The organism is Undibacterium sp. JH2W (assembly GCF_049340425.1).
Lineage (GTDB): Bacteria > Pseudomonadota > Gammaproteobacteria > Burkholderiales > Burkholderiaceae_D > Undibacterium.
This window is the reverse complement of sequence record NZ_JBMPOT010000027.1, coordinates 24,399-40,336: the sequence shown is the minus strand read 5'-3', so window position 1 is coordinate 40,336 and position 15,938 is coordinate 24,399. Positions and strand designations below refer to the sequence as shown.

Below are 15,938 nucleotides of genomic sequence, written 5' to 3'. Positions count from 1 at the left end.
TCAAAAATCATGATCAAACAAGCCCTCATTTCCGTCTCCGACAAGACCGGTGTGCTCGAATTTGCACGTGAATTGTCTGCGCTCGGTGTCAAGCTCTTGTCCACGGGTGGCACAGCCAAGCTCTTGGCTGACAATGGCCTGCCTGTTACCGAAGTGGCTGACTACACCGGCTTCCCTGAGATGCTCGATGGCCGTGTCAAGACCCTGCACCCTAAAGTGCATGGCGGTATTCTGGCACGCCGTGATTTTCCTGAACATGTGGCAGCGCTGGAACAGCATGGCATTCCTACCATAGACATGGTGGTGGTCAACCTGTACCCGTTCCAGCAAACTGTCGCCAAGGGTGAATGCTCACTTGAAGATGCGATAGAAAATATCGACATCGGCGGACCAACCATGTTGCGCTCTTCTGCCAAGAACCACAAAGACGTCACAGTCATTGTTGACCCTGCTGATTATGCCGTCGTGCTGGCAGAGATGAAGGCGAACCAGAACGTCGTCAGCTATGACACCAAGTTCACGCTGGCAAAAAAAGTATTTGCTCACACAGCACAATACGATGGTGCCATCACCAACTATCTGACCAGCCTGGGTGAAGACAAGGCACACACCACACGCAGCGCCTATCCGCAAACCCTGAACCTGCATTTTGAAAAAGTGCAGGAAATGCGTTACGGCGAAAACCCGCATCAGTCAGCCGCCTTCTATCGCGACCTGAAATCCCTGGAAGGTTCGCTGGCCAACTACAAGCAATTGCAAGGCAAGGAACTGTCTTACAACAATATCGCCGATGCCGATGCCGCATGGGAATGCGTGAAGTCTTTCGCTGAATCTGCCTGCGTCATCGTCAAGCATGCCAATCCTTGCGGCGTGGCTGTTGCACCTACACCGTTTGATGCCTACAGCAAGGCTTTGCAGACTGACCCGACTTCTGCATTTGGCGGCATCATTGCCTTCAACCGAGAACTCGATGGCAAGGCTGCGGAAATCGTCGCCAAACAATTCGTTGAAGTATTGATCGCGCCATCTTTCACAGCCGAAGCAAAACAGATTTTCGCTGCAAAACAAAATGTGCGCCTGCTGGAAATTTCTCTGGGCAATGACTTCAACCAATACGATATGAAGCGTGTTGGCGGTGGCTTGCTGGTACAGGCACCAGATGCGAAAAACGTCTTGCAGGAAGAACTGCGCGTCGTCTCAAAATTGCAGCCAACTCCGCAACAAATGGCTGACATGATGTTCGCCTGGCGCGTGGCCAAGTATGTCAAATCAAATGCCATCGTCTTCTGCGGCAATGGCATGACACTGGGTGTAGGTGCTGGCCAGATGAGCCGCATAGACTCTGCCCGCATCGCCTCCATCAAGGCACAGAATGCTGGTTTGACTTTGACCGGTTCTGCGGTAGCGTCTGACGCCTTCTTCCCCTTCCGTGATGGTCTGGATGTGGTGGTCGATGCTGGCGCTACTTGCGTGATCCACCCGGGTGGCTCCATGCGTGACCAGGAAGTGATCGATGCTGCGGATGAACGTGGTGTGGTCATGGTCTATACCGGTACGCGTCATTTCCGTCATTGATGCAGTGTTGATGTATTAAATGATGTATATGCGGCCCTGATTATTCAGGGCCGTTTTTCATTCCTCCTTCTCATCCTCATGGCTTACGTCTATATTCTTGCCAGTGCCAGAAATGGCACTTTGTATGTTGGTGTTACTAGCGATTTGATCGCACGTGTTTATCAGCATAAGAATGAATTCGTCGACAGTTTTACTTCGAAATATAAAATTCATCAATTGGTCTGGTTTCATCAGACTGACTCCATCCTTTCTGCCATTCAACGCGAAAAGCAAATCAAGGCCTGGAAGCGGGAATGGAAGATCAGATTGATTGAAGAAACCAATCCTTATTGGCGGGATTTGTATTTGGATATTGTTTGAGCCGAACAAGTACGTGACTGGTTAAATCTTCCATATTTAATTGACGTCGCTCCAGCGAAGGCTGGAGCCTAGCGGCATTCGCCGCCCACAAATACGATTCGCAAAGCATTAACAACTCACAGCATGCAACGTACATTAATCACAAATAACAATAGTCGAAAGTGATCACGCACTCACATAGCAACAAATAAAAATCCACACTGATACGCTATACTCCCCAGCAAGACCCGTTCAGCAACATCAGCACCAGCCCATAGATACCAACAAAACAATTCATGAAAATCCTAGGCATAGACCCCGGCTTGCGTACCACCGGTTTTGGCGTCATCCATAAACAGGGCAGCAAGCTGACATATATCGCCTCAGGCACGATCAAGACTATCGATGGCACTTTGCCCGAACGCTTGAAGACAATTTTGTCAGGCGTTTCAGAAATAGTGCGTACTTACCAGCCCGATTGTGCGGCGATAGAAAAAGTCTTCGTCAACGTCAATCCACAGTCCACATTGCTGTTGGGGCAAGCCCGTGGAGCGGCGATATGCGCGCTGGTGGCGGCTGACCTGGCAGTGGCAGAATACACTGCCTTGCAAGTCAAACAAGGCGTGGTTGGTCATGGCCGCGCCAAGAAAGAGCAGGTACAGGACATGGTGCAACGCCTGCTGGCTTTGTCCGGCCTGCCTGGCAGTGATGCTGCCGATGCACTGGGCGTGGCGATTTGCCATGCGCATAGTGGCGACACTCTGGCAACCCTGGGTGCCATTGCTCCCGGCCTGGCCAAGAAGGGCTTGCGCGTCAAGGGCGGACGTCTCGTAGGTTAGCTCCTGCCCGATCTCATTTCATTGCAGTATCGCAATATCCATATAATTTCCCCGCATTTGCCTCGTCAAATGCGCCAGAATCGTTTACTATCACTGCTTATTCATACAGTATGAAAGCAGTCTCATGATAGGTCGCATTGCAGGCACTCTGATAGAAAAGAATCCTCCGCAATTGCTGGTCGATTGCCAGGGTGTGGGCTATGAGGTTGATGTGCCCATGAGCACTTTCTATAACCTGCCGCATCTGGGTGAAAAAGTGGTCTTGCTGACCCATCTGGCGATACGTGAAGATGCGCATGTGCTGTTTGGTTTTGGTACTGCAGAAGAGCGCAGCACCTTCAAGCAATTGATCAAGATCAGCGGCGTCGGTGCCCGCACTGCCCTCTCCATATTGTCCGGCATGTCAGTAGCCGACCTGGCACAGGCGATTACCCTGCAAGAGGCCGGACGCCTGACCCGCGTGCCTGGCATAGGCAAGAAAACTGCTGAAAGGTTATTGCTCGAACTAAAGGGCAAACTCGGTGCGGACCTGGGTAATGCCACTGCGGCACTGGCGGCAGGAGACCACAGCGCCGACATTCTGAATGCCTTGCAGGCACTTGGTTATTCTGACAAGGAAGCCTTGCTGGCCATGAAGTCTGTGCCTGCAGGTAGTGGCGTCTCTGACGGTATCAAACTGGCATTGAAAGCCTTGTCCAAGGGTTAAGCGATGACGATACAGACCGACAATCTTTCTTCCAACTTCAGCGAGCCGCGCATTATCTCGGCCACGCCCAGTTCTCCCAATGAAGAAGCGATAGAACGCGCCCTGCGCCCCAAACAACTTGATGAATATGTGGGGCAGGAAAAGATACGCGGCCAACTGGAAATTTTCATCACTGCTGCGCGCCAGCGCAGTGAAGCACTTGACCATACCCTGTTGTTTGGCCCGCCCGGTCTGGGCAAGACCACACTGGCGCATATCATTGCACGTGAGATGGGTGTCAACCTGCGCCAGACTTCTGGCCCGGTGCTGGAGCGTGCCGGTGACCTGGCGGCCCTGCTGACTAACCTGGAAGCCAATGATGTGCTCTTCATTGACGAGATACATCGTCTGTCGCCTGTCGTAGAAGAGATTTTGTACCCGGCGCTGGAAGATTACCAGATCGACATCATGATAGGCGAAGGCCCGGCAGCTCGCTCGGTCAAACTGGACTTGCAGCCTTTTACCCTGGTTGGCGCAACTACCCGCGCTGGCATGCTGACCAACCCGCTGCGCGACCGCTTCGGTATCGTCGCCAGACTGGAATTTTATACGCCTGAAGAATTGACCAAGATCGTGACCCGCTCAGCCTCATTGTTAGGTGCGCCGATACAGGCTGATGGTGCGCGTGAAATCGCCAAGCGGGCCCGTGGTACACCGCGTATTGCCAACCGCCTGCTGCGGCGGGTACGCGATTATGCCGAGGTCAAGGGCAATGGCGAAATCACCAAGGGCATTGCCGATGCGGCATTGAAGATGCTGGATGTCGATGCCGTTGGCTTTGATCTCATGGACAGAAAACTGCTGGAAGCCATCCTCTTCAAATTTGGTGGTGGTCCGGTAGGCCTGGACAACGTCGCTGCAGCCATAGGCGAAGAACGCGACACCATAGAAGATGTACTGGAACCCTATCTGATACAGCAGGGTTTTTTGCAACGCACGCCCAGAGGCAGGATAGCAACGCCGTCCGCGTATGAGCATTTTGGCGTGACCATGCCCAGATCGGGCAATAACGGTGACTTATGGGGCGGTAGTTAATACGCTGACCTCTCCATGGTTTGTGCTCAATCCAACCGAATTTGATGCCATGTCCTTACTAGCCGAACAACATGCCTACACTTTTCTTGAAGCCAGGGCACGTACCCAGCATGTCAATCCTCTGAGCTGGCAATTTGAATTAAGCATCGCCGATGCCTACGACATTGCCAAAGCATCTGACACCATACGCGCTGCCGAAGGCGAAGTGCGCATAGGCCGCAAACTGGGCTTTACCAACCGCAAGCTGTGGACCAAGTATGGCGAAAAAGCTGCCATACGCGAACCTATCTGGAGCAGCCTGTTTGACAGCACGGTGCGCTATGTAGAAGATAACCATGCCTACCAAAGCCTGACAGGTGCCTTGCAACCACGCATAGAGCCGGAAGTGGTATTCAAGCTCGGCAGAACGCCGGCAGCCGACGCTTGCATAGAAGAGCTGGCAGATTGCCTGGAATGGATGGCACACGGCGTAGAAATCGTCGTCAGCCCCTACCCTGACTGGAAGTTTGAGGCAGCCGATGCGATAGCCGCACTGGGCTTGCATGGCACCTTGCTGATCGGTGAACCGCGTATCTTATCCAGTGCCAGCCGCCAGCATCTGGCAGAGCTGCTGGCCAATGCCAGTGTCTCGCTGTCCTGCGACGGCACTTTGCTCAGCGCTGGTTATGGCAGCAATGTACTGGACAGCCCTTTACATGCGATCTGGCACCTGCATGGCTTGCTACAAAAGCAGCCGCAATTTCCCCCTTTGCAGGCGGGTGAAATTATCACCACTGGTACATGGACAGATGCTTATCCTGTGCAGTCTGGGCAAACCTGGGGTACCGCCTTCTCTGGCATCCCCCTGCCTGGCCTAAGTGTCAGTTTTGCTTAAAATCAGCCAAAACCCAGACAATGACTGTTAATGACTATTAAATATTTTGAGTAGTGAAATATTTAAAATGGCTGACATAGCGCTATGTCAGCCATTTTTTTGCTCGACAAAGCTGCATAGAGGCTGCAATACCTCGTGAAGACCTTGCTTAACAAAAAAGTATCCAGGCAAAGAAAAAGCACTCCGCCGGAGTGCTTTTTCAATCTTACCTGACTCTTTTTATACTGACATAAGTCAGCATAAAATTAGAACATGTGACGGATACCTACGTTCACCAGACGTTCTGTCACGCCGTTACCGGAAGCCAGACCACCTGCATTTGTGTTTGCATCATTCGACAAACGCTCGAAGGATGTGTAGATGTTAGTACGCTTGGACAGGGAGTGTGTGTAACCAATAGCGATTTGGTTAGAATTACCAGCTGATACCAGATTGTTTGTTACACGTGCGTATGTACCGACGACTGCACCAGCAGCACTCACAGGTACTGTTCCACCAATCAACCACATTTTGTTGTCAACAGAGTTGTTGTCAGAAGTAACTTTACCGTATGCCAGGGCGCCTTTAACTACGCCGAAGTCATATGTTGCACCTGTGAACAAATGCTTGATTGCTTGTGCATTTGCATCATTTTCTGTGTGGTAAGCAACTACGCCAAGGAATGGGCCAGCAGCATATTGGCCAGACACACCGATACCACGATTTTTAGAATTGTCGCCAGCGACTTCACCAAATGTGTAAGCAACAGATGCAGAGAAACCACTCAGATCATTCGTGGAGTAGTTGATTGTGTTTGTAGAGCGTGGGTTAGTCGCGAAGAACAGGTTACCGAAGCCAGTTGCACTTGTACTTTGGCCAGCAGTACCACCAACGATACCAGTGCTGAATGGATCGATAGCATCAACTACGTCGAACATAGGCTTGTTTTGACGACCCAGTTTAACAGAGCCGAAGTCACCAGCCAAACCTACCCATGCTGCGCGACCGAATGCAACGCCACCTTGAGCAGACGCACCTGTGTCGGCATTAACGCCCATTTCCAGCTTGAAGATAGCTTTCAGACCGCCACCCAGATCTTCAGTACCCTTGAAACCCAAACGGGAACCGGATTGAACGCCGGAATCCAGAGATGTAACATTGCCTGCGCCTTTTGTACCAGCGCCATTGCTTTCATTTTGCAACGCCATATCCAGTACACCGTAGATAGTTACGGAAGACTGAGCTTGTGCTGAACCAGCAACAGCAGCCAAAACTGACAGAGCGATGAGTGATTTTTTCATTGATATTTCTCCAAAGGATTTCACATTGATATGAACTACATTAAGCACAATTCGCGCAAAACAGAGCCAAAAATTGATCGCACGAAACGCGCTAATACTTATGAACCGACAAGACTGCTAAAAAGAAGTTAACGTATTTGACCAAAAATGGTGTTAGACAGCCAAGCGAAATCGGCTTTGAGAGGGAATATGGAGTGATTATGTCTCGAATAAGCAACAAAAATTGCCACAAAAGAAAGTATTTTGATACAATTAAAATAACATTAACCGAGTGAAACTATTGCTGAAAAATTACATTTTTAAACGAAAAATAAAGCAAAAACAAAATTGCAAAGGTCGCATAAGCGACCTTTGCAAGCAGAATCGAACTACTTAGTATCAGAATGCGTGCAATATACCTACCGCAGTGCGGGTTGCTGAACTATTCCCTGCACCGATAATACCCAAAGCCAGGGAGACATCTTGCGCATTGACCGAGCCAGCTTTTGCATATGTCAGTGAAGCATAAGCTGTAGTGCGTTTGCTAAATGCATATTTACCAAGCAAGATGTATTGATCAGCCTTACCATCAATATCGCCAGAACGTTTGGTGTTGTAGTAGGCGGGAGTCAAAGTCATCTGATCAGACAAAGTAAAATCGACGCCCAGACCGATCACAGTGATCTTGCGACCATCTGCACTTGGCAATGCATCAATTTTGACGTTGCCTTCGACTTTATTATGGGAGTAAGTTGCACGCAACATCACAGATGGGTCTACCTTGAATTTCACACCACCTGCCCAGCCGCTCAGGCTCGATACATTATTTGCATCTTTCAGTTTTGCATAGGACAAAGCCGCGCCATTGGTGCCGTCAGTAAAGAAACCAGACAAACCAACATAACTGCTGGCACCTGTGTCGCCGGCTTTTTCACCGAAGCCATACATCGCCGCGCCGCCAAAACCAGACATCAGAGGTGACACATATTTAACAGAGTTGTTTTGACGCAGTGCGGTGCCGCCCTGGTTAGTACCGAAACCACCAAAGAATGCACCTGCATTCAAGGCACTGAACATCACGTTAGGATTGGAACCTGCATGTGCCAGACTGATAGGATCAGCCAGACCAACAGAATCCACACCCAGAATATTGTTACGACCCAGAGTAATCGAACCAAAATCACCAGACAAGCCCACCCAGGCCAGACGATCAAACAGGGAGGTGTTACTACCAGCCTGGTTAAACACATTACCGCCAAAACCAGCACCGGCAGCACCAGTGTCATTGGCCAGTGTGCCTTCCAGATTGAAGTTCGCTTTCAAACCACCACCCAGATCTTCAGAACCTTTAATACCCCAACGGGAGGTCAATAACTGACCAGCGTCCATTGAGAATTTGGAGCCACCAGTTGCTGTCTGATTGCTAGTGGCGACGACTGCTGCATCGACGATACCGTAGATGACGACGGAAGATTGGGCTGAAGCGGTTGCTGCAAATGCGCTCAAAACTGAGAATGCCAGTATCGATTTTTTCATTGAAAGCGTCTCCAAAATTATTAAAATTATGTGGCCGTACCTTATTGCTGGTCAGTCATTTGTAATCGTCTAGTCTTGCCAGGACTTCGAAACCTGCTGATTAAGAAGCTGGATTCCATTGAAACAAATAACAAGAAATAGGGCAAAGAGAATTTGCGAACGATCGTCTTTAAGCAAATTTTATGTGGTGTTATCGCAACAAGGATCTTCTTTCTTATTATGAGAGTTTTAAGTTTTCTGTTGCTTTCCAGATTTGGTCTGATGGCATTACTGCACATTCCTTCTTACAATAGCGACTATGCAGGGCCATAGTGGTTTTCCAAGGTTTCAATCGAGATATTTTCAAAAGAGCAATATGAGTTTATTCACAACATCGCCCAGGGGTAGCCTGGATCAATTGATCGGCAAATTTGACCGTGCCCTGCGCGTGGTCAGTGGGCAAGCTATAGCCAGGCGCAGCTATCCTGGGCAAGAGCTGGCGGATGCTGATTTATCAGAGCAAGAGAAAGCGCATAGCGCAGGCTTGATGCGCGTCAATCATGTGGGCGAAATTTGCGCCCAGGCCTTGTATGATTCCCAGGGAGCGAACGCGCATACTGAAGATATACGCCAGCAATTCCGGCATTCTGGCCTGGAAGAAGAAGATCATCTGGCCTGGACTGCAAAGAGGTTGCGTGAACTTAATTCACACATCAGCCTGCTGAACCCGCTCTGGTATGCAGGTGCATATGCCTGCGGTACTCTGGCAGCCAGATTTGGTGATGCTGTCAGCCTGGGTTTTGTGGTGGAAACAGAAAAACAGGTAGAAGCGCATCTGGCCAGTCATCTGCAAAAATTGCCTGAACAAGACTTGAAGTCACGTGCCATCGTGGAACAAATGCGGGTGGATGAAATTGCCCATGGCGCAGCCGCCCAGGCTCTCGGGGCCAGCGACCTGCCTGCTCCAGCACAAGCTGGCATGAAGCTTATGGCCAAGGTGATGACGACCACGGCTTATTATGTGTAAGGCATGATCTGGCTTGCCTGAAATGCAGCACAGGCTGACGCCTGTGCCTGTCCGCTACTTTTACTTACTTATATCTTTTCCAGTTTGGCGATGCTTAAGTCCAGTTCTTTCATGCCGAACTTACCAAAATTGATTTGCGCCCGCAAGCTGCCGCTACCGCCGCCGCCATTCAGATTCACCACTACGCCTTCACCAAACTTGGCATGTGCGACATTCTGGCCTATGCGCCAGGTCATGGCGTCATTGCTCTTCTTGAAGGTCTGAGCGATACGATTCGCAGCATCGTCAGGTGCTTCATCCCAGGCTGATTTTTTATTACCAAACCAGCTTGGCTGTACCCGCGGCGTCAGCCATTTCAATGACTCTTCCGGCAACTCATCGAGAAAGCGCGAACGCATGTTGTAGCGCGTCTGGCCATGCAGCATGCGGGTTTGTGAAAAACTCAGGTACAGGCGTTTGCGCGCACGTGTGATCGCCACATACATGAGGCGGCGCTCTTCTTCCACACCGCTTTCTTCCTGTGCACTGTTCTCATGCGGGAACAGGCCTTCTTCGAGTCCGGTAATAAATACCGCATCAAATTCCAGCCCCTTGGCAGAATGCACGGTCATCAATTGCATGGCATCTTGCCCGGCTTGCGCCTGGTTATCACCCGCTTCCAGTGACGCATGTGACAAGAACGCGGACAAGGGCGACATCACCGTTGGCAAAGCTGCATCGGCATCGATGATCTGATCGCCATTCCCGCTCTGCAGTAAAACAGCCGCACTGCTGGCAGGTCCGGCGAATGCTGGCGCTTCTTTGTTAAAACCTTCTTCTGAGACAAACAGGGTGGCAGCGCTGACGAGCTGCTCCAGATTTTCTATGCGATCTGCGCCTTCTTTTTCAGTCTGGTAATGTGTCAGCAGGCTGCTGACTTCCAGCACGATCTTGACCATCTCCGACAAAGGCAGGTTCTGGGTTTCAAACCGGGCACCTTCTATGAGTTTAACAAAATTGGCCAAAGAAGAACCAGCCTTGCCGGCCACATAAGGTACTGCGGCGTACATGGACATATTGTGTTGCCTGGCAACGTCCTGTAATTGCTCCAGCGAGCGGGCTCCTATGCCACGGGTAGGGAAATTCACCACGCGCAAGAAGGCCGAATCATTATGCGGGTTGTCCATCAATTGCAGATAGGCGATGGCATGCTTGATCTCGGCACGCTCGAAAAAGCGCTGACCGCCGTACACACGATAAGGGATATTCGCCGTGAACAGCGCATGCTCTATGACCCGCGATTGCGCATTGGAACGATACAGTATCGCGATCTCACTGCGCAATGAACCTTCACGTATCAGGTTCTTGGCTTCTTCTATGATCCAGTTGGCTTCTTGTATATCGCTGCTGGATTCCATGATGCGCACGGGTTCACCATGACCGGCATCAGTACGCAGATTCTTGCCCAGGCGTTTGCTATTGTGTTCTATGAGTACATTGGCACTGTCAAGGATGTGGCCGTGCGAGCGGTAATTCTGTTCCAGCTTGATCAGGTTCTGCACCTGGAATTCACGCTCAAAGGCTGACATATTGCCGACATTGGCACCACGGAAGGCATAAATACTCTGGTCATCATCACCGACGGCAAACACCGCTCCGCCTTTTTTGCCACCCTCGCCTGCCATCAGTTTCAACCACTTGTATTGCAGGTCATTGGTATCCTGGAACTCATCAACGAGGATATGGCGGAACCTGTCCTGGTAATGTTCACGCAGGGGCTGATTACGGCTCAGTAATTCATAGGTGCGCAACAGGAGTTCCGTAAAATCAACCACACCTTCACGCTGGCATTGTGTGTCATACAAATCATACAAGCCTACCAGTTTGCGGTTGAAGTCATCATAGGCATCGACTTGCGCTGCACGCAAACCCTGGTCTTTCGCGCCATTGATGAAGTACATCAAAGTCTTGGGCGGGAATTTTTCATCATCGATATTGTTAGCCTTCAGCAAACGCTTGATGAAGGATAACTGGTCGCCAGAATCGAGTATCTGGAAGGTCGATGGCAAACCGGCATCGCGGTGATGCGCGCGCAAGAGGCGGTTACACAGGCCATGGAAAGTGCCTATCCACATGCCGCGTGTATTAATCGGCAACATGGCAGAGAGGCGCGTCAGCATTTCCTTGGCGGCCTTGTTGGTAAAGGTCACGGCCAAAATGCCGCCAGGCGAGACCTGGCCAGTCTGTATCAACCAGGCGATGCGGGTAGTCAGCACCCTGGTCTTGCCAGAACCGGCACCAGCCAAAATCAGGGCAGATTGCGCCGGCAGTGTCACGGCAGCAAGTTGTTCGGGATTTAAGTTGTGGAGTAAATTTTGCATAGGCAGATTATACGGGACTATGCCAGTTAGCCTGTTTCCCCACTCTCCGCACCAGGCAAAATTTGTTGTCGTCAAGCTTGACAGGTCTGGCTACGCACGCAGATAATCATTTCGATAGCTATTACATTTTCATTATGCAAACTCAAGTCAAAGATCAATTACAAACGCAAAGCAGCACTGCTTTGTGTATGGTCTTTGCTAAAGCCAAGAAACAGACGCTCATCTGACCGGGGCGTGCTGTCCCGTCAGGTGAGCTGACAGGATGGCAAAAACGGTACTCTTCCCTTTGCGCTATTTGTCAACTCTGATGACGGGTCTTTTAACCGGTCCACAGGAGAACAGGCATGACAAGCAGCATCAGTATTTCCAGCAATACCCCCATGGTATCTACCCATCAAGCCAGGCGGACTGACTTTTCTGGCATCTGGGTCGCCATGATCACACCATTTTGCGTCAGCGCAGAAGCGGAAGTGGATTTCCCGGCTTTACAGGCACTGGCCAGAAAGCTGATCGCTGAAGGTGTCGCTGGTCTGGTCGTCTGCGGCTCTACCGGTGAAGCCGCCGCACTCAGTGCAGAAGAGCAGTTGCAAGTACTCGATGCCGTGCTGGCTATAGTCCCCGCCCATCAAGTCATCATGGGCTTGAGCGGCAATCATATGCAACAAGTCTTGCAAAGACTGGCACTGATAGGGCAAAGACAAGTGGCCGGTGTTTTAGTCACGCCACCTTATTACATACGGCCATCGCAAGCAGGCGTCTTGCATTACTTCCATGAAATTGCCAATGCTTCGGCTGTGCCAGTACTGCTGTACAACATCCCCTACCGCACCGGTGTGCATATGGAGTTACCCACCTTGCAACAATTGGCCAGACATCCGAATATTGTCGCCATCAAGGATTGCGGCGGCGACCAGCAATCCACTATGCAGCTCATCATCGATGGTGATATCCAGGTGCTCGCGGGTGAAGACCATCAAACCTACTCTACGCTTTGCCTTGGTGGCGCTGGTGCCATCCTGGCTTCGGCACATCTGCGCCCCGACTTGTTCTTGCGCATGCAGGCACATATCAAGGCTGGCCAATTGCAGCAAGCCAGGGACATTTGCTATGCTTTGCTGCCGCTCATGCAAGCCTTGTTTGAAGAACCCAATCCTGCCCCGTTAAAGGCAATATTGGCATCCATCTACGCCATGCAAGCCACACTGCGTGCGCCCATGCAGCCAGCCAGCCCGGCCATGCAGGATAAAGTACTGCAGGCTTACTCGCGCCTGCAAGGTATATAAAGTATTGTCGGGTCAGGCAAAGCATCCGATAATATCTGCATACATTTTCCATGCGATTTTATGAAATTACGCTTTGCCCCCCTGCTTGCCGCCCTGATACTGGGGCTATCCTGTATCAGCCTGCCCTGTTCAGCCATGACCATGCTGAGGTCAAACGACACCCTGATTTTATTTGGCAAAGTTGAACCCGATGATTTTCAGCGCTTCTATCATCTGCTCTCCACCGGGCCAGTCAAGTATGTCGTCCTGACCGAAAGCCCGGGTGGCGACATGAACGCAGCCGTCACCATATCCCATCTGATCACGCAAAAGAAAATCAATACTGCCGTGCGCGGCAATTGTTTTTCTGCCTGCGCCTTTATCTTCATGTCAGGGATAGAAAGACAAATGCTGGCTGGCAAAGATCTGGCCAGAACCAGCCTGGGTTTCCACGGCCCACATAATAAAGACACCCTGGAAATAGTAACTGAAAGCATACCCAAATTACGCGAATGGTTGCTCAAGGCCACCCAGGGCAAGTTCCCGGAAGAATTACTGGACCAGGCCCTGTTCGTGAAGAAAGCCTATGACATGATGTTTTTCTACTACCCTGGAGCCAACCCCGGCAAAGGAGATATACGCTTTTGCAATCAGGGCAGCCTGATCAATCCCAAGAAATGCAACAACATAGAAGGCCATGATGTCGTCAGCGTGGGCATACTGACGACGGCAGAATTACTGAAAATGGAAGAAGCCGAAGCACCGGTAGCCAGCTCGCCCCCTGCAAAATAAAGCACAGGGAAACATATAAAAAAGACTGCAACTGTCCGGTAATTTGCTGCTCAAGTCAAAGCACAGGATAATGCAGTCTCGATATCTCACCAAGCTGCATATGAACTTACACCGTATCCCTCGCTTAGCCTTGTTGGCAATGGCCATGATGTGCCTATCTGGCCTGCCTGCACAGGCCATGACCATGCTCAGATCAAATGACACCCTGATTTTATATGGCAAGGTGGAAGCAGATGATGCACAACGCTTTCGCCGCAATTTATCTGGTGGTGAAGTGCACAATGTAGTACTCACCGAAAGCCCGGGCGGAGACTTGAATGCAGCCTATGTCATTGCCCAGCTTATCAAAGGCAGGAAAATCAATACGGCCGTGCAGGGTAATTGTTTTTCTTCTTGCGCCATCATGTTTATGGCGGGCACGGAAAGACGCATGCTTGCCAGCAAGGATCTTGCGCGTACACGACTGGGGTTTCATGGACCACATAATAAGGAGACCCGTGAAGTCAGTACTGAAGCCATACCCAAATTGCGTGAATGGTTATTGAAAGCGACCGATGGTAAATTCCCGGAAGAATTGCTGGATCAGGCTATGTATATCAAAAGAGCCAGTGACATGATGTTGTTCTATTATCCGGGAGCAGATAAGAAAAAAGCCAATATCCGCTTTTGCACGGAAGGTACGTTGGCCAACCCGCGTAAATGTGAGACGATAGAAGGCCACGATATTGTCAGCGTCGGCATCCTGACCACGGCAGAATTATTGAAAGTCGAAGATCTGGAACCACAGGCAGCGATGCCTGCCGACAAAGAAAGCGAAGGCGAAACGAGATAAGCCTCCGCCTGTCTTTCAAACATTACCTGCAGCGAAAAGCGTAGTAAATGCCCGCGCAGCTTGTTGTGGCTGTTCTGCCATATACACACTACTGATTACCGCCACCATGTGCGTCCCTTGCGCGATCAAAGGCTGGCAGTTGTCCAGTGTCATGCCGCCGATGACCACATTGGGCAGATCAAACTCCTTGACCGCCTCGCCAACTATGCTGGCAGGTGTGGTCACTGCATATTTCTTGATGCGGGAAGGATAGAAACCGCCAAAGGCAATATAGCTGGCCCCGCCCCTGACCGCAGTACGAGCCAGTTCCAGGTCACCATAGCAGGACGCACCCAGTATTTTGTCCGCACCCAGCTTGGCTCTGGCATCGGCTACAGAGATATCTGTGCCGCCTACATGCAGGCCGTCGGCATCAATTTCCAGGCAAAGCTCCAGGTGGTCATTAATGATGAAAGGCTTGTCAAAGCGGCGGCACAGTTCCAGCAAGGCACTGGCCTGTATCTTACGCAATTCCAGGCTGGCAGTCTTGTGACGGTATTGCACGATATTGGCACCGCCCAGCAAAGCCTGCTCAGTTATTGCTAGCAGTTGAGCGGTATCATCCCAGTCCGGGGTGACAATGTACAAGCCACGTAATTGATGCTTGCTCAGTTTGTTCATGATTTTTTCCTTGTATTCAATGCTGGCTGGCGCGCCGGAATGAGCTGGCCTGCAGCAATCGCATACGCATGTGTCAGGCTCTGCTGAGTATAGCTTTGCGCCTGTTGCAGAGCATCAGCTAAAGTCGCACCCTTGGCCAATTGCCCGGCGATGGCAGACGCCAGTGTGCAGCCACTGCCATGAAATTCACCGGGTAGACGTGACCACAGCCATTCTCTTGCAGTCTGCCATTGCCCGTGCTGGAACCAGATATTTTTTACCTGCGCTTCTGTTGCATGACCACCTTTTAGCAAGACATCCGCATCATAGTTTTGCATCAGGTTTGCTACCTGTGTCTGCATATCGTCAACGGGTGAAGACAAGCGTTTCAATTCAGGCAGGTTCGGCGTGATCAGCGTTGCGACTTTCAGCAAAGGTTCAATCGCCGCGACTGCGTCATCCAGCGACAAACTGTCGCCATGACCGCTGCCTAATACCGGATCGACAATGACTTGCAGATCAGGCTGCTGCAGTTTCATCTTCTGGATAAAACTGGCAATCGCCGTGGCATTTTTTTTATGAGCAACGATGCCTAGTTTGACGACCTTGACCGGCATTTTTGCCACCAGAGTCATGGCTTGCTGCAAAATGATTTGCACATCGACTGCGTGCACCGCATAAGCATGGTCATTGTCCTGTACTGTCAATGCCGTAATCACCGGCAAGGCATGCGCGCCCTGCGCAGCGATGGCTTCTATATCTGCCTGTATGCCGGCACCACCACTGGGATCATGCCCAGCAAACACCAGCACACAGGGACGCGTGATCGTTTTCATTTAACAGGC

Annotated in this window: 15 protein-coding genes; 10 read left to right on the top strand and 5 right to left on the bottom strand. The window is 50.9% G+C overall.

The window, feature by feature from the left end; all coding sequences use genetic code 11:
- Nucleotides 1-9 precede the first annotated feature (9 nt).
- From purH to ACO0LC_RS26845, 6 genes are all read left to right on the top strand, one after another.
- A complete protein-coding gene (gene purH, locus ACO0LC_RS26870) occupies nt 10-1,575 on the top strand; it encodes a bifunctional phosphoribosylaminoimidazolecarboxamide formyltransferase/IMP cyclohydrolase (protein WP_423008974.1) in 1,566 nt (521 codons plus the stop codon).
- A 78-nt stretch (nt 1,576-1,653) separates the two neighbouring features.
- Nucleotides 1,654-1,935 (top strand): GIY-YIG nuclease family protein, encoded by a 282-nt coding sequence (locus tag ACO0LC_RS26865; protein WP_423008972.1) that lies wholly within the window; start codon nt 1,654-1,656, stop codon nt 1,933-1,935.
- 275 nt (nt 1,936-2,210) lie between these two features.
- Nucleotides 2,211-2,753: a crossover junction endodeoxyribonuclease RuvC gene (ruvC, locus tag ACO0LC_RS26860; RefSeq protein ID WP_423008970.1), complete on the top strand. Its 543-nt coding sequence runs from the start codon at nt 2,211-2,213 to the stop codon at nt 2,751-2,753.
- 124 nt (nt 2,754-2,877) lie between these two features.
- A complete protein-coding gene (gene ruvA, locus ACO0LC_RS26855) occupies nt 2,878-3,459 on the top strand; it encodes a Holliday junction branch migration protein RuvA (protein WP_422950682.1) in 582 nt (193 codons plus the stop codon).
- A gap of 3 nt (nt 3,460-3,462) precedes the next feature.
- A complete protein-coding gene (ruvB, locus tag ACO0LC_RS26850) occupies nt 3,463-4,533 on the top strand; it encodes a Holliday junction branch migration DNA helicase RuvB (RefSeq protein WP_422950681.1) in 1,071 nt (356 codons plus the stop codon).
- 49 nt (nt 4,534-4,582) lie between these two features.
- Complete coding sequence (locus ACO0LC_RS26845; RefSeq protein WP_423008967.1) at nt 4,583-5,407, top strand: 2-keto-4-pentenoate hydratase; 825 nt, start codon at nt 4,583-4,585, stop codon at nt 5,405-5,407.
- 245 nt (nt 5,408-5,652) lie between these two features.
- Here the strand turns inward: ACO0LC_RS26845 and ACO0LC_RS26840 are convergent, their stop codons facing one another.
- Both ACO0LC_RS26840 and ACO0LC_RS26835 read right to left on the bottom strand, forming a co-directional pair.
- A complete protein-coding gene (locus tag ACO0LC_RS26840) occupies nt 5,653-6,687 on the bottom strand; it encodes a porin (protein WP_423008965.1) in 1,035 nt (344 codons plus the stop codon).
- A 378-nt stretch (nt 6,688-7,065) separates the two neighbouring features.
- On the bottom strand, nt 7,066-8,202 hold the full coding sequence (locus ACO0LC_RS26835; protein ID WP_423008963.1) for a porin: 1,137 nt from the start codon (nt 8,200-8,202) through the stop codon (nt 7,066-7,068).
- A gap of 355 nt (nt 8,203-8,557) precedes the next feature.
- Here ACO0LC_RS26835 and coq7 point away from each other — a divergent pair, with 355 nt between their 5' ends.
- Nucleotides 8,558-9,208 carry a 2-polyprenyl-3-methyl-6-methoxy-1,4-benzoquinone monooxygenase gene (gene coq7, locus ACO0LC_RS26830; protein ID WP_423008961.1) on the top strand — a complete coding sequence of 217 codons (651 nt, stop codon included), beginning with the start codon at nt 8,558-8,560 and terminating at the stop codon, nt 9,206-9,208.
- A gap of 68 nt (nt 9,209-9,276) precedes the next feature.
- On the opposite strand, the gene ACO0LC_RS26825 is transcribed toward coq7, so the two are convergent.
- On the bottom strand, nt 9,277-11,568 hold the full coding sequence (locus tag ACO0LC_RS26825; RefSeq protein WP_423008959.1) for a UvrD-helicase domain-containing protein: 2,292 nt from the start codon (nt 11,566-11,568) through the stop codon (nt 9,277-9,279).
- Nucleotides 11,569-11,912: 344 nt separating this feature from the next.
- Between ACO0LC_RS26825 and dapA the strand changes: the two genes are divergently transcribed.
- From dapA to ACO0LC_RS26810, 3 genes are all read left to right on the top strand, one after another.
- Entirely contained in the window at nt 11,913-12,851 is a 939-nt protein-coding gene (gene dapA / locus ACO0LC_RS26820) for a 4-hydroxy-tetrahydrodipicolinate synthase (RefSeq protein ID WP_423008957.1), read from the top strand.
- Nucleotides 12,852-12,911: 60 nt separating this feature from the next.
- On the top strand, nt 12,912-13,622 hold the full coding sequence (locus ACO0LC_RS26815) for a hypothetical protein (RefSeq protein WP_423008955.1): 711 nt from the start codon (nt 12,912-12,914) through the stop codon (nt 13,620-13,622).
- A gap of 100 nt (nt 13,623-13,722) precedes the next feature.
- Nucleotides 13,723-14,454 carry a hypothetical protein gene (locus ACO0LC_RS26810; protein WP_423008953.1) on the top strand — a complete coding sequence of 244 codons (732 nt, stop codon included), beginning with the start codon at nt 13,723-13,725 and terminating at the stop codon, nt 14,452-14,454.
- Between the two features lie 15 nt (nt 14,455-14,469).
- On the opposite strand, the gene thiE is transcribed toward ACO0LC_RS26810, so the two are convergent.
- Nucleotides 14,470-15,114 (bottom strand): thiamine phosphate synthase, encoded by a 645-nt coding sequence (gene thiE, locus ACO0LC_RS26805; RefSeq protein WP_423008951.1) that lies wholly within the window; start codon nt 15,112-15,114, stop codon nt 14,470-14,472.
- Nucleotides 15,111-15,929: a bifunctional hydroxymethylpyrimidine kinase/phosphomethylpyrimidine kinase gene (thiD, locus tag ACO0LC_RS26800; protein WP_423008949.1), complete on the bottom strand. Its 819-nt coding sequence runs from the start codon at nt 15,927-15,929 to the stop codon at nt 15,111-15,113. Before thiD ends, thiE begins: the two co-directional genes overlap by 4 nt.
- Nucleotides 15,930-15,938 lie beyond the last annotated feature (9 nt).

What these genes read in the sequence shown, in the direction of transcription:
- ruvC (WP_423008970.1), top strand. Translation starts at nt 2,211, where the DNA reads ATGAAAATCCTAGGCATAGACCCCGGCTTGCGTACCACCGGTTTTGGC.
- thiE (WP_423008951.1), bottom strand. Translation starts at nt 15,114, where the DNA reads ATGAACAAACTGAGCAAGCATCAATTACGTGGCTTGTACATTGTCACC.
- ACO0LC_RS26815 (WP_423008955.1), top strand. Translation starts at nt 12,912, where the DNA reads ATGAAATTACGCTTTGCCCCCCTGCTTGCCGCCCTGATACTGGGGCTA.
- purH (WP_423008974.1), top strand. Translation starts at nt 10, where the DNA reads ATGATCAAACAAGCCCTCATTTCCGTCTCCGACAAGACCGGTGTGCTC.
- ACO0LC_RS26835 (WP_423008963.1), bottom strand. Translation starts at nt 8,202, where the DNA reads ATGAAAAAATCGATACTGGCATTCTCAGTTTTGAGCGCATTTGCAGCA.
- ACO0LC_RS26845 (WP_423008967.1), top strand. Translation starts at nt 4,583, where the DNA reads ATGTCCTTACTAGCCGAACAACATGCCTACACTTTTCTTGAAGCCAGG.
- ACO0LC_RS26810 (WP_423008953.1), top strand. Translation starts at nt 13,723, where the DNA reads ATGAACTTACACCGTATCCCTCGCTTAGCCTTGTTGGCAATGGCCATG.
- coq7 (WP_423008961.1), top strand. Translation starts at nt 8,558, where the DNA reads ATGAGTTTATTCACAACATCGCCCAGGGGTAGCCTGGATCAATTGATC.
- ACO0LC_RS26825 (WP_423008959.1), bottom strand. Translation starts at nt 11,568, where the DNA reads ATGCAAAATTTACTCCACAACTTAAATCCCGAACAACTTGCTGCCGTG.
- thiD (WP_423008949.1), bottom strand. Translation starts at nt 15,929, where the DNA reads ATGAAAACGATCACGCGTCCCTGTGTGCTGGTGTTTGCTGGGCATGAT.
- ruvA (WP_422950682.1), top strand. Translation starts at nt 2,878, where the DNA reads ATGATAGGTCGCATTGCAGGCACTCTGATAGAAAAGAATCCTCCGCAA.
- ACO0LC_RS26840 (WP_423008965.1), bottom strand. Translation starts at nt 6,687, where the DNA reads ATGAAAAAATCACTCATCGCTCTGTCAGTTTTGGCTGCTGTTGCTGGT.
- ruvB (WP_422950681.1), top strand. Translation starts at nt 3,463, where the DNA reads ATGACGATACAGACCGACAATCTTTCTTCCAACTTCAGCGAGCCGCGC.
- dapA (WP_423008957.1), top strand. Translation starts at nt 11,913, where the DNA reads ATGACAAGCAGCATCAGTATTTCCAGCAATACCCCCATGGTATCTACC.
- ACO0LC_RS26865 (WP_423008972.1), top strand. Translation starts at nt 1,654, where the DNA reads ATGGCTTACGTCTATATTCTTGCCAGTGCCAGAAATGGCACTTTGTAT.